The sequence below is a fragment of the Amycolatopsis sp. NPDC005003 genome, assembly GCF_053600695.1.
This window is the reverse complement of sequence record NZ_JBSGAI010000008.1, coordinates 142,009-153,834: the sequence shown is the minus strand read 5'-3', so window position 1 is coordinate 153,834 and position 11,826 is coordinate 142,009. Positions and strand designations below refer to the sequence as shown.

Here is an 11,826-nt window from a genome sequence, read left to right as displayed (position 1 = left end):
GAAGGGAAGGACCATGCACGCGAAGCCGGGCGATTGGCTCGTCATCAAGGGCCCGCGGACCGGTGCGCCGGACCAGCGCGGCCGCATCCTCGAGGTGCACTCCGCCGACGGGACACCGCCGTACGTCGTCCGCTGGACCGCCGACGACCACGTGTCGACGGTTTTCCCCGGACCCGACGCCGTCGTGCTCACCGCCGAGGAGGAGCAGGCCGCCGAAGAGCAGGCCCGCACGCGGTACGACCGGATCCAGCACCTGATCCACGAGGAGGACAGCCATGCACGGCTTCACTGACGGCGCGGTCGTCACCGGGATCGACGGCTCGGCTTCCGCGGTGCAGGCCGCGGTCTGGGCCGGTGCGGAGGCCGTTCGCCGTGGCCGGCCGTTGCGGCTGGTGCAGGTGTATGCCCTGCCGCAGGTGAAGGCGCCGGTCGCGTTCGGCACCCACGAGCAGGTCCGGGCGGGTCTGGCCGAGCGGGCCGAAGGCTGGCTCGCCGACGCCCGGGCCGCCGTGCTCGCCGAACACCCCGGCCTCGACGTCACCACGGCCGCTCGGGAGTGGAGCCCGGTCACCGCCTTGGTCCAGGAGTCGCAGCACGCCGAGCTGCTGGTGCTGGGCTCGCGGGGACTGGGCGGCTTCACCGGGCTGCTGGTCGGCTCCACCGCGGTCGCCGTGGCCGCTCACACGCACTGCCCGATCGTCGTCGTCCGCGGCCGGAAGCCGCATGACCCGCCACCGGTCACCGGGCCGGTCGTCGTCGGCACCGACGGCTCGCCGGACAGCGAGGCCGCGATCGCGTTCGCCTGCGAAGAGGCGCGGCTGCGCGGCACCGGACTCGTCGCGGTGCACACCTGGAGCGACGTCCTCGCCGACGGCGCGCTCCGGCCGCACCCGATGGACGAAAACCCGGACGAGACAGCAGCGGCGGAGCGCGTCAAGCTCGCCGAGCAAGTCGTGGGCTGGCAGCGGAAGTACCCGGATCTGACGATCGAGCTGGAGGTCACCCGCGGCCGGCCGGTGCGGACGCTGCTGGAACGCGGCGAGCAGGCGCAGCTGATCGTGGTCGGCTGCCGCGGCCGCGGCGGGTTCACCGGCATGCTGCTCGGCTCGACCAGCCAGGCCCTGATCGCGCACTCGCCCTGCCCGGTGGCGGTGGTGCGGCCCCAGCGGACCGGGAGCACACCATGAGCACCCTGCGGACCCGGACCACGATGCGGCTTCTGGCCACGTTCGAGACGCTGTTCGCCGCGAGCGCGGTGTACGCGGCACGCTGGCGTGGGCATCGGTGTTCGCCTGGCGGGTCGACTTCCGCGCGCCGATCGCGGCACTCGCCGCCTGCGGCGTGCTCACCGGCTGGCCGGCGATCCAGTTCGGCGTGATCGGCGTGCGCGCGCCGGTCCAGTGGGTGACCGCCGGGCTGGTGGTCGCGCTGCTCGGTCTCGCACTCCTGGCCCGGCATCGGTTGAGGGAGCCGTGACCACGCGAGAAGGGACGTAAGTCCCCGCGACCGGTGACCGACGCCAGCGGCCGCCGGAGTCCGGCCTTCCTAGGTTGGGAGGTGACAGGAAAGGAACTTCCGATGCGCGCACGCGACCTGATGACCTCGCCGGTGATCACCGTGCAGCCGTGGACTTCGGCCAAGGAGGCGGCCGAACTGCTGTCCATGCACGGCTTCACCGCTCTGCCCGTGGTCGACGACGACGGCGGCCTGATCGGCATCGTCACCGAGGCCGACCTGATCCGCGGCCGGATCCCCGCCGACCCGCGCCAAGCCCACCGGCACCACGATGCCGCCGTCGCCGGCAAGACGGTCGGGGACGTGATGACCAGCCCCGCCACCGCGATGAGCACCGGCACCGACGTCGCCGACCTGTGCCAGGCACTGGTGGACGCCCGGATCCGGGCGATGCCGATCGTCGACGGCTCGGCCGTCGTCGGCATCGTCACCCGCGGCGACGTCGTCCGCATGCTCGCGCGGCAGGACACCGACATCGCCCGCGACGTCAAGCACCGCTTGGAGATCTACGGCGGCAGCGGCCGCTGGAAGATCGACGTCCGCGACGGCTACGTCCACATCACCGACCAGTACGACGACGACACCGACCGGCACGTCGCCCAGTTGCTGGCGCTCGCCGTGCCCGGTGTCGTCGCCGCCGACACCGCCTACGCGGGTGAGGAGCAGACACGATGACCACCACCGACCCGAGGATCACCGTCGGCGTGGACGGCTCGGCGGGGTCGACCGCCGCCGTCACGTGGGCGGCGAACATCGCCTCCCGGCGCCACCTCCAGCTGAAGATCGTGCACGGGCTGCAGGTCGCCGGTCTCTACTACGGCGGCGGCATGACCGGGATCGGCGCGGCGACGCTGTTCGAGGCGGTCCAGAAGGACGGCGAACGTGCCATCGCCGACGCCCGCGCGCTGGCCACTTCGATCGACAAGAACCTCGTCGTCACGAGCGAGCTGCCCAACGACCCGCCGGTACCCGTCCTGATCGAGGAGTCCCGGCACGCCCGGCTGCTCGTCGTCGGCCGGACCGGCACCGGTGGATTCGCCGACATGCTCCTCGGGGGTACCGCGGCGTCGGTCGCCGGTCATGCCCATTGCCCGGTCGCGGTCGTCCGCGGCCGCGAAGGCACCACAGCCGTTCCGGAGGCGGGCCCGGTCGTGGTCGGCGTCGACGGCAGCCCGAACAGCGAGCAGGCCATCGCCGTCGCGTTCGAGGAGGCTTCGCTGCGCGGGACACCGCTGATTGCGGTGCACGCCTGGAACGACGTGACCTACGAGGACGCGTTCGGCAGCGCGCGCATCCTGACCCAGCCGGAATCCCTCGAAGAGGGGGAGGAGCGGCTGCTCGGTCAGCGGCTCGCGGGCTGGCAGGAGAAGTACCCGGACGTCGAGGTCCACCGCAAGCTGGTCCGCGATCGGCCCAGGCACGTCCTGCTCGAGGAGAGCAAGACGGCCCAGCTGGTCGTCGTCGGCAGCCGCGGCCGTGGCGGCTTCACCGGCATGCTCTTGGGCTCGACGAGCCAGGCGCTGGTCCAGCACGCCGACTGCCCGGTGCTCGTGGTCCGCCCGGAGCGGAAGGCATGACCGCCGTCGAAGCTCGTCCGGCGGTGCTGGGCGGCACCGAACTCGCCCAGGTGGATGCCCTCTGGCGGGCCGCGAACTACCTCTCGGCCGGCCAGATCTACCTGATGGCGAACCCGCTGCTGCGCGAGGAGCTGCGGCCGGAGCACGTCAAGCCGCGGCTGCTCGGGCACTGGGGAACCTCGCCCGGCCTCAACTTCGTCTACGCCCACCTGAACCGGGCGATCCTCACCCACGACCTGAACGCGATGCTGGTGACCGGTCCGGGGCACGGCGGCCCGGCCCTGCTGGCGAACACGTGGCTCGAAGGCAGCTACACCGAGGCGTGGCCGGAGGTCACCCGGGACGCCGCCGGGATGGCGGAGCTGTTCAAGCAGTTCTCCTTCCCCGGCGGGGTTCCCAGCCACGTGGCGCCGCAGGTGCCCGGGTCGATCCACGAAGGCGGCGAGCTGGGCTACTCCCTGGCCCACGCTTTCGGGGCAGCGTTCGACAACCCCGGTCTGCTCGTCGCCTGCGTGGTCGGGGACGGCGAGGCCGAGACCGGGCCGCTGGCGACGTCGTGGCACGCCGACAAGTTCCTCGATCCCGTCCGTGACGGTGCGGTGTTGCCGATCCTGCACCTGAACGGCTACAAGATCGCCAACCCGACGGTGCTGTCGCGCATCCCGCCGGCGGAGCTGGACGCGTTGTTGCGCGGGTACGGCTACGAGCCGATCTATGTCGAGGGCAGTGATCCGGAGCCGATGCACCAGGCGATGGCGGCCGCGCTCGATTCGGCGGTCGTCACCCTCGCGCAGCGGCGCGGGGTGTGGCCGATGATCGTGTTGCGCAGTCCGAAGGGCTGGACCGGTCCGTCCGTTGTGGACGGAAAGCCGGTCGAAGGGACCTGGCGCGCCCACCAGGTGCCGCTGTCGGAGGTCCGTAAGAACCCGGATCACCTGAAGCAGCTGGAGCAGTGGCTGCGCTCGTACCGTCCGGAAGAGTTGTTCGACTCCCGCGGCCGCCCGGTCGCCGACGTCACGGCGATGATCCCGGCGGGGGACCGGCGGATGGGCGCGAACCCGCATGCCAACGGCGGCATTCTGCTGCGGCCGCTCGCACTGCCGGACACCGCGGCGCACGCCGTCGCCGTGCCGAGCCCGGGTGCGACGCTGGCCGAGCCGACCAGGGTGCTGGGCCGGTTCCTGCGGGACGTCTTCGCGCTCAACGCCGACCGGGCGAACTTCCGCCTGTTCGGCCCGGACGAGACGGCGTCCAACCGGCTTGACGCGGTCTACGACGTCACCGGGAAGGAATGGCAGGCCGCGGTCGAACCGGTCGACGAGCACCTCACCCGGGACGGCCGCGTGCTGGAGATGCTGTCGGAGCACCTGTGCCAAGGCTGGCTCGAGGGGTACCTGCTGTCGGGCCGGCACGGGCTGTTCTCGTGTTACGAGGCGTTCGTGCACATCGTCGACTCGATGGTCAACCAGCACATCAAGTGGCTGCGGGTGCACCGGCAGATCCCGTGGCGGCGGCCGATCGCGTCGCTGAACTACCTGCTGACCTCGCACGTGTGGCGGCAGGACCACAACGGGTTCTCCCACCAGGACCCCGGGTTCGTCGACCACGTGGCGAACAAGAGCGCCGAGGTCGTGCGGGTGTACTTCCCGCCGGACACCAACACGCTGCTGGAGGTCGCGGCGCACTGCCTGCTTTCCCGCGATTACGTGAACGTGGTGGTCGCCGGGAAGAACGACACGCCGAACTGGCTCGACGCCGAGCAGGCCGCGCTGCACTGCAGCCGGGGGGCGAGCATCTGGGAGTGGGCGAGCACGCACACCGACCGCGAACCGGACGTCGTCCTCGCCTGCGCGGGCGACGCTCCCACCCTGGAGGTCATGGCCGCGGCGAAGATCCTGCGGCAGGAGCTGCCCGATCTGGCCGTGCGCGTGGTGAACGTCGTGGACCTGATGCGCCTGCAGCCCGAGGCCGAGCACCCGCACGGGCTCTCGGATCGGGAGTTCGACGCGCTGTTCACCCCGGACCGCCCGGTGATCTTCGCCTACCACGGCTACCCGTGGCTGATCCACCGGCTGGCCTACCGGCGCACCAACCACGCGGGGATGCACGTGCGCGGCTACACCGAACACGGGACCACGACCACGCCGTTCGACATGCTGGTGCTCAACCACATGGACCGCTTCCAGCTGGTGATCGACGTGCTCGACCGGGTGCCGGGCCTCGTCGCGACGGCCGGCGTGCTGCGGCAGCGGATGACCGAGGCCCAGGGCCGGCACGGCCGGTGGATCCGCGAGCACGGCGAGGACCTGCCCGAAATCCGCGACTGGACCTGGGAGGGCTGAGGGGTGACCGCCGTGGTCGTGCCGGCCGCGGCGGTCACGCGGGGCCATCCGGCTTCCGGACTTCCGCTCGCTATGCGCTCATGAGCTGTCCACCATCGACGAGCTCGACTGGACCAGAGGCTGCATCGACGCGGTGTCGGTGCGGTCGAAAGGGGGCGAGCTGACCGGCCGCAGCCCCACCGACCGGGGTGAAGCCGGCTCCAAGTACCACGTTCTGCGCGACGCGAACGGGCTACCGCTGCACATCATGTTGTCGGCGGCAAACACCCACGACAGCATGCTGTTCGAGCCGCTGCCGGACACGAACCAGACCGTGCGCGGCCACCACGGCCGGGCGGGCCGGCCACGACGGGCGACCGGACAAGCTGCACGCCGACACCGGCTACGACTACCGCCACTGCCGCCGCTACCTGACCCGCCGCGGTATCAAGGTCCGTATCGCCCGGCGCGGGCTTGAGGGCAAGTCCCGCCTCGGCCGGGTCCGCTGGGTCGTCGAACGCACCATCTCCTGGCTGCTGCGGTTCAAACGCCTCGGGCTGCGCTACGACCGGACCGAATGCACCACTCTCGTCGGGAAGTGATCAGCCATCGGTGGGGTCGCCTTTTCAGAGGCGTTCGACGCGGTCGGCCTGCGGGCCCCGGTCGCTCTGACGCACCGCGTACCGGACCCGGTCACCCTTCTGCAGCGGCTCCGACCCCATGATCACGGACGCGTGGGCGAAGAGATCGTCGCCGCCTGCGTCCGGGGTGATGAAGCCGAAGCCGCGGTCGGCGTCGTAGCGCGCGACGACGCCCTCGCCGCCTCGTACGGGCACGTCCCGCGCCGCCGGCCCTGCGGCCGCGGCAGGTGCCGGCCGCTGCGGCGCCGTCTGGGGCTCGGCGCCCCGGACCAGGTGCACGTCGCGGGCCTGCGGGCCCTTGTCTCCACTGGCCACTTCGTAGGCGACGCGGTCGCCCTCCGCGAGCCACGTCAGCCCCTCGGCCAGGGCCCGGGCGTGCACGAAGACGTCCCCGGCGCCGGAGTCGGGGTTGATGAAGCCGAAGCCCTTGTCCTCGTCGTACCAGGCCACCGTGCCGTCGGCACCGTCCGCGATACCGGCCGCGGCGGGTGTGCCGGCCCCTGCTCCCAGCGGGATCACGTGCCCGGCCTGCGGGCCGCGCTCGCCTTCGACGATCAGGAAGGCCACCCGCTGCCCCTCGGTGACCACGCCGCCGGTCACGATGGCGGAGCTGTGCACGAAGATGTCGGCGCCGCCGCCGTCCGGCGACGCGAAGCCGTACCCCTTGCCCGGCTCGTACCAGTTGATGGTGCCGAGCAGGCCCACGGCGCTGCCGGTGGCCGCATCGGCGGTGACGCGAACACGCAGCGCCTGGGGCCCGCGGTCGTTCTCGCCGACCTCGAACACGACGGCCTGCCCCTCGCGGAGCATTTTCGCGCCGCCGTCCCCGACGATCTCGGAGGCGTGCACGAACACGTCCGGCGAGCCGTCCTCGGGCGCGAGGAAGCCGAAACCCCGTTCGGCGTCGAACCAACGGACGGTCCCTTGCGGCATCAAAAGCTCCAGGTCGAGAGGGCGGGCACTGGCCCCCAGTCTCTCTGACAGACCTCGCGGTCCGTCGGCCGGGCCCACAGACGGGCGGTGCGGAGCCACGGGCGGGCCGTCGGTTCACCCAGCGACACGCCGAGTTTCGAGACCAAGTCCAAGTCTGCCGGCGTTCGACCAGGTCGTGGTCGAGCAGCGCCTTCAGGCCGCGTTGCGTGGTGTCGGCGGACCACCCGTACCACTCCTCCATGCGATCGGGCGGATACGCCGACCACGGCTTCTCCCTGGCCACGACGAGCAGCATTGCCAGCCCGGGAAGCGTGATCTTCGCGTCTAGATCGTTCTTCCAGAAGGCGGTCGGGATCCGGAGGAAGCGATCATTCTCGTCACGAAGGTTTTGAGCGGTCCAGGCTTCTTCGAGGTGCTTTCACTGCCGATCGCGGACAGCTTCCGACGGTTACCCTCAGTTGCAAGCGTGGCTTGATGGGCGCACTGCGATCGCCGGCAGCGTTGCGAACTCCGCCGGCCGGTGGGTGACCACCAGTGTCGAGCGGCCATCAGTCGCTGTCAGCACGTCGGCCGCCAAAGCCGCCGCCGTGAGGGCGTCCAGGTGGGCCGTCGGTTCGTCGAGCAGCAGGATCGGACGGTCCGACAGCAGCGCGCGGGCCACCCCGATGCGCTGGCGTTCGCCGCCCGACACCGGGGTTCCGTGGGTGCCCAATGCCGTGTCGAGGCCGTCGGGCAGTGCCTGCAGCCACGAGCCCAGCTGAGCCAGGTCCAGGGCGACCCGAAGCTCGGAGTCGGCGGCAGCGGGCCGGGCCAGGCGGAGGTTTTCCCGCAGCGTGCTGTCGAACAGGTGCGCTTCCGGTCCGCACCAGGCGATCTGCTCCCGCACCGAGTCGCCGTCGTAGGTGCGGGTGTCGACGTCGTCGAGCACGACGTGGCCGGCCGTCGGGGTGAGGTAGCGCATCAGCGCCGCGACCACCGTGCTCTTGCCTGCACCGGACCGGCCGGTCAGCGCGAGCCGCCGGCCGGGGCCGAGCCGCAGGGTGACGTCTCGGACGGCGTCGTGGTGGCTGCTCGGCCAGCGGACGGCGAGGTGCTCGGCCGCCAGCTCCGCCGCGGCGGGCGCGAGGACCACGGGCTCGGGCTCCGAGGCCGGGACGGCGTCGAGGTCGGCGAGCCGGCGCGCGGCGTGCCCGGCGCCCAAGAGGCGTTGCGCCGCCTCCGGCAAGCCGGCCACCAGTTCGGCGGTGGCGAGCGGCGTCAGCGCCAGCACGGCCAGGGCCGGCCCGGGGATGGTGCCCGCGCGCACGGCCAAGATGCCCAGCACGAGGCAGGCGACTGAGGTCAGGCCGACGCCGAGCGTCGCGATCCCCGAGCCGAGCCCGCGCCGGATCGCGGACCGGCGGGCGAGGGTGGTCAGTCCGGCGTCGAGTTCCCGCAGCCAGGAGTGTCGACGCACCGCCGCGTCGTGGACGATCAGGTCGGCTGACGCCTGGAGCAGCTCCACGGTGCCCGCGGTGAGCTCGGTCCGCAGCCGGGCGGTTTCGCGCTGCGCCTGGCGAGCCGTCACCGCCGCGACCAGCGGGGCGAGCACGCCGGCCGCGAACAGGCCCACGGCGGCCGCGAGCCCGGCGCCCGGCAGGATCACCCCGAGGGTGACCGCAGTCGCCGACAACACCACGAACGTCGACACACCCGGGACCAGGCCGCGGACCAGGACGTCCTGCTGGCTGTCCACATCGGACACCAGGCGGTGCAACAGGTCGCCGCGGCGAAGGCGCGACGTGCGGGCGGGACCGATCCGGACCAGCCGGTCCCAGACCCGCACGCGCAGTTCGGTGAGCGCGCGCAGGGCGACATCGTGGGACAGCAGGCGCTCGAGGTAGCGCAGGATGCCCTTGGCCAGGCCGAACGTGCGTACGGCGACGATCGCCACCATGAGGCTCAGCACCGGCGGGTGCAGCGCGGCGCTGGCGATCAGCCACGACGACGTCGCGGTCAGCGCCACCCCGCAGCCCAGGGCGGCGGTTGCGGCGAGGCACGCCAGGGCGAGGCGCCCCCGGTACGGGCGTATGGCGTCCAGCAGCGGCCGCCACGTCGAGCCCGATCCCGCCGCGGTGGTCGCTTCGGCAGCCGGTGCGGCCACCGCAGCGCGAGTCGCCGCGGGGGCGACGGCGGGTGCCGGCAACGTGGCGGTCGCGGTGCGCGGCGCGCCGAGGGTGACGACCCGGTCGCACCGGGCCAGCACCGCGGGGTGGTGGCTGACGATGACGGCGGTCCGTCCGGCGAGCACCTTCGGCAGCCGGTCGAGGATGGCGGCTTCGGTCTCGGCGTCGACGCCTTCGGTGGGTTCGTCGAGCAGGATCAGCGGCCGGTCGAGCAGGACCGCGCGGGCGAGCGCGACGCGGCGGCGCTGCCCGGTGGAGAGCCCGGCGCCGAGCTCACCGACCACAGTGGACAGCGGGACGTCGAGTGCAGCGGTGTCGGCGGCCGCGGCCACGGCGTCGTCGGTGGCGTCGGGGGAGCCGAGCCGGATGTTCTCCGCCACGGTCCCGGCGACGAGGTGGGGCTGCTGCGGCACCCAGGCGAGGTGCCGGTGCCAGGTGGCGCGGCCGATGCCGGCGAGATCCACGTCCCCGAGCAGGACCCGGCCGCGGTCGGGACGCCGCCAGCCGAGCAGGACGTCGAGCAGCGTGGACTTCCCGGCACCGCTCGGCCCGGTCACGCCGACGACCTCGCCGGCCGGGACGCGGAGGCAGAACCGGTCGAGGATCGGCCCGGACCGCCCTTCGACCATGACGTCGTCGCACCGCAGTGCCACCCGAGTGAGGTCGGGGACCGTGCGAGTACCGGTGTCATCGGCGGGCGTGTCGGCGAGCGCGATGATCTCCTCGGCCGCGGCGAGTCCCTCGGCGCTGTCGTGGAACCGGGCGCCGACCGCCCGCAGCGGCAGGTAGACCTCCGGCGCGAGGATGAGCACGACGAGGGCGGTCTGCAGATCGAGCTCTCCGGCCAGCAGGCGCAGGCCGATCGAGACGGCGACGACCGCGACCGACAGCGTGGCCAGGAGTTCGAGGGCGAGCGCGGAGAGGAAGGCGACGCGCAGGGTCCGCATGGTGTGCGTGCGGTACTTCTCGGTGATCTCCCGCAACGACCGGATCTGTGCCCGCGCCCGCCCGAACGCCGTCAGCTCGGCGAGCCCGGTGACGAGGTCGAGGAAGTGGTTGCCCAGCACGGAAAGGGTCTTCCACTGCCGCCGGACGTCGCGCTGGGTGTAGCGCCCGATGAGGATCATGAAGCTCGGGATGAGCGGCACCGTCAGGCCGACGACGACCGCGGCGACCCAGTCGGCGAGCAGGATCCGCGCGCCCACGACGAGCGGCACCACCGCCGCGATCAGCAGCTGCGGCAGGTACCGCGAGAAGTAGCCTTCCAGCCGGTCGACGCCGTGGGTGGCCAGGGCCGCCACTTCCGCGGGGGATCGGTCCGCCCGCCGCGGCCCGATCCGCAGCGCGGCCGCGACGACCGTCTCCCGCAGCTGCGAGAGGGCACGGGCGGCGGCGCGGTGGGCGGTCGTTTCCGACAGCCACGCGAGGCCGGCTCGGGCGAGCACGACGAGCAGGAGCAGGCCCAGCGGCAGCGCGAGGCCGGGGAGATCGAAGCCGTCGACGAAGGCCCACGTGATCGTCTTCGCCAGCAGTTCGGCCTGGGCGAGCACCAGCATCGCGGTGAGCGCACCCAGTGCGGCGCAGGCGAGGACGAACGGGCGGACCGCGCCGGCGTGGCGGAGCAGCCGGGGGTCGAGGGGCTTCATCGGCCGGCCGTGGGCAGGCCGCCGCCGGCCGGGATCGAGGCCCGGCTGATGCGCTTGCGGAACACCCAGTAGGTCCAGGCCTGGTAGGCCAGCACGACCGGGGTGAACGCGACGGCGACCCAGGTCATGATCCGCAGCGTGTAGGGCGTCGAGGCCGCGTTCGTGGTGGTGAGGCTGAACGCGGGGTCGGTGGTCGAGGGCAGGACGTTGGGGTAGAGCGACCAGAACAGCGTGAAGGTGACGGCGATGATCGCGCCGGCGGTGCCGGCGAAGGCGAGCCCGTCGCGGTCACCGGCGGCGAACAGCACTCCCGCGGCCAGCAGCAGCGCGGCGACGAGCGACGTCAGCCAGGCCCAGCCGCCGTGCTCGATGGCGGTGTAGGTGAGAAAGGCGCCGCCGGACACGATCGCCGCGCCACCCAGCGCCCGACTCAGCGTGCGGGCCCGGTCGCGGAGGGCGTCGGTGGTCTTGAGGGTGAGGAACACCGCGCCGTGGAAGGTGAACAGGCTGAGCGTGGCCAGCCCGCCGAGCAGGGCGTAGGGGTTGAGGAGGGTGAAGAAGGTGCCGGTGAAGTGGTGCTGGGCGTCGAGGGGGACGCCGTGGACGATGTTGGCGAAGGCCACGCCCCACAGCAGCGCGGGCGCGGCGGAGCCGAAGACGATGATCCAGTCCCAGGTGTTGCGCCAGCGTGGGCTGTCGAGCTTGCCGCGGAACTCGAAGGCCACCCCGCGCAGGATCAGCGCGACCAGCACGAGCAGCAGGGCGAGGTAGAAGCCGGAGAAGAGGCTGGAGTACCAGAGCGGGAAGGCGGCGAAGGTGGCGCCGCCGGCGACGAGCAGCCAGACTTCGTTGCCGTCCCAGACCGGGCCGATCGTGTTGATGAGCACGCGGCGGTCGGTGTCGTCGTGGCCGAGGACGCGCAGCAGCGTGCCGACGCCGAAGTCGAAGCCTTCGAGGACGAAGTAGCCGGTCCAGAGGACCGCGATGAGCAGGAACCAGATGTCGGTGAGGGCCATGGCGGTGCTCCG

9 protein-coding genes and 1 pseudogene are annotated in these 11,826 nt (G+C 72.4%); 7 read left to right on the top strand and 3 right to left on the bottom strand.

From position 1 onward, the window contains the following. Positions 1 to 13 precede the first annotated feature (13 nt). From ACWED2_RS12360 to ACWED2_RS12330, 7 genes and pseudogenes are all read left to right on the top strand, one after another. On the top strand, positions 14 to 292 hold the full coding sequence (locus ACWED2_RS12360) for a DUF1918 domain-containing protein (RefSeq protein ID WP_449690525.1): 279 nt from the start codon (positions 14 to 16) through the stop codon (positions 290 to 292). Beyond that, positions 276 to 1,187, top strand: coding sequence for a universal stress protein (locus tag ACWED2_RS12355; RefSeq protein WP_449690524.1), 912 nt, complete (start codon positions 276 to 278; stop codon positions 1,185 to 1,187). Before ACWED2_RS12360 ends, ACWED2_RS12355 begins: the two co-directional genes overlap by 17 nt. Positions 1,188 to 1,284: 97 nt before the next feature. Then, positions 1,285 to 1,476, top strand: coding sequence for a hypothetical protein (locus tag ACWED2_RS12350; RefSeq protein WP_449690523.1), 192 nt, complete (start codon positions 1,285 to 1,287; stop codon positions 1,474 to 1,476). 102 nt (positions 1,477 to 1,578) lie between these two features. Further along, a complete protein-coding gene (locus tag ACWED2_RS12345; protein WP_449690522.1) occupies positions 1,579 to 2,190 on the top strand; it encodes a CBS domain-containing protein in 612 nt (203 codons plus the stop codon). Further along, entirely contained in the window at positions 2,187 to 3,092 is a 906-nt protein-coding gene (locus ACWED2_RS12340) for a universal stress protein (RefSeq protein WP_449690521.1), read from the top strand. The genes ACWED2_RS12345 and ACWED2_RS12340 overlap by 4 nt, the downstream gene beginning before the upstream one ends. Further along, positions 3,089 to 5,434, top strand: coding sequence for a phosphoketolase family protein (locus ACWED2_RS12335; protein ID WP_449690520.1), 2,346 nt, complete (start codon positions 3,089 to 3,091; stop codon positions 5,432 to 5,434). The genes ACWED2_RS12340 and ACWED2_RS12335 overlap by 4 nt, the downstream gene beginning before the upstream one ends. A 103-nt stretch (positions 5,435 to 5,537) precedes the next feature. Next, positions 5,538 to 6,015 (top strand): annotated as a pseudogene (locus tag ACWED2_RS12330) (transposase); the annotation flags it as partial. A 24-nt stretch (positions 6,016 to 6,039) separates the two neighbouring features. Here the strand turns inward: ACWED2_RS12330 and ACWED2_RS12325 are convergent. From ACWED2_RS12325 to cydB, 3 genes are all read right to left on the bottom strand, one after another. After that, a complete protein-coding gene (locus ACWED2_RS12325; RefSeq protein WP_449690519.1) occupies positions 6,040 to 6,987 on the bottom strand; it encodes a cold-shock protein in 948 nt (315 codons plus the stop codon). A gap of 454 nt (positions 6,988 to 7,441) precedes the next feature. Then, positions 7,442 to 10,798 (bottom strand): thiol reductant ABC exporter subunit CydD, encoded by a 3,357-nt coding sequence (cydD, locus tag ACWED2_RS12320; RefSeq protein ID WP_449690518.1) that lies wholly within the window; start codon positions 10,796 to 10,798, stop codon positions 7,442 to 7,444. Then, positions 10,795 to 11,814, bottom strand: a complete 1,020-nt coding sequence (gene cydB, locus ACWED2_RS12315) for a cytochrome d ubiquinol oxidase subunit II (protein ID WP_449690517.1) — start codon at positions 11,812 to 11,814, stop codon at positions 10,795 to 10,797. The genes cydD and cydB overlap by 4 nt, the downstream gene beginning before the upstream one ends. Positions 11,815 to 11,826 lie beyond the last annotated feature (12 nt).

Coding starts and splice junctions, on each gene's coding strand:
- ACWED2_RS12360 (WP_449690525.1), top strand. CDS start 14: ATGCACGCGAAGCCGGGCGATTGGCTCGTCATCAAGGGCCCGCGGACC.
- ACWED2_RS12355 (WP_449690524.1), top strand. CDS start 276: ATGCACGGCTTCACTGACGGCGCGGTCGTCACCGGGATCGACGGCTCG.
- ACWED2_RS12345 (WP_449690522.1), top strand. CDS start 1,579: ATGCGCGCACGCGACCTGATGACCTCGCCGGTGATCACCGTGCAGCCG.
- ACWED2_RS12340 (WP_449690521.1), top strand. CDS start 2,187: ATGACCACCACCGACCCGAGGATCACCGTCGGCGTGGACGGCTCGGCG.
- ACWED2_RS12335 (WP_449690520.1), top strand. CDS start 3,089: ATGACCGCCGTCGAAGCTCGTCCGGCGGTGCTGGGCGGCACCGAACTC.
- ACWED2_RS12325 (WP_449690519.1), bottom strand. CDS start 6,987: ATGCCGCAAGGGACCGTCCGTTGGTTCGACGCCGAACGGGGTTTCGGC.
- cydD (WP_449690518.1), bottom strand. CDS start 10,798: ATGAAGCCCCTCGACCCCCGGCTGCTCCGCCACGCCGGCGCGGTCCGC.
- cydB (WP_449690517.1), bottom strand. CDS start 11,814: ATGGCCCTCACCGACATCTGGTTCCTGCTCATCGCGGTCCTCTGGACC.